This is a genomic window from Paenibacillus germinis (assembly GCF_013141785.1).
Classification (GTDB): Bacteria; Bacillota; Bacilli; order Paenibacillales; family NBRC-103111; genus Paenibacillus_E; species Paenibacillus_E phytorum.
The window spans coordinates 1-570 of sequence record NZ_WHOC01000056.1 but is presented as its reverse complement, the minus strand read 5'-3'; the positions used below and the strand labels follow the sequence as shown (position 1 = coordinate 570).

At 41.6% G+C, this 570-nt stretch carries 1 protein-coding gene; it reads right to left on the bottom strand.

Annotation, left to right across the window (positions count from 1 at the left end; genetic code table 11):
• On the bottom strand, window positions 1-570 hold a 570-nt coding region (locus tag GC102_RS10815), incomplete at both ends, for a substrate-binding domain-containing protein (protein ID WP_171689532.1).

The following is a 570-nucleotide window of genomic DNA, read 5'->3' as shown; positions in this document are numbered from 1 at the left end:
TCTGCCAGCGTACCCTTTCTTAACTCTTCCTCGACGAGGGCAGAACCGAGCAAAGCAATCCCAGTATGATATAGAACGGTTCGCTTAATCGTCTCATCCGTCTCACATTCGATATAATTATCCGGTGTAAATCCGTATTCCTCCAAACATTCATTGACAAGCCGCTGTATGTTGGAGCCTGATTTGTAAGTAATGAATGGATAGGTTTCCATTAAAATTTTTGCATCATATTTTTCATATAACTCCCTTGTTGTCACCAAGACAAGATCCTCTTTACCGAGTGGCAGTGTTTCCATGATAGGTGAATCACAGGGACCTGCTATAATTGCCAAATCGGCTTCATTCGTTGCGACTTTCTTCATCGCATCATTGCTGTCACAGGAAAACAACTGCAGCTTGACCTTCGGATTATGAGAAATATAAGAGTGGATGATGAGTGACAAATAGTGAGTACAGTAGAACTCAGGCGCTGCTATTGTTAATAATCCATGCGGATTATCAAGCTTTCTTAGTTCCTGCTCCATCTCTTCTAGCACCGCAAAAGTTCGATCGATATATTCCTTAACCAAT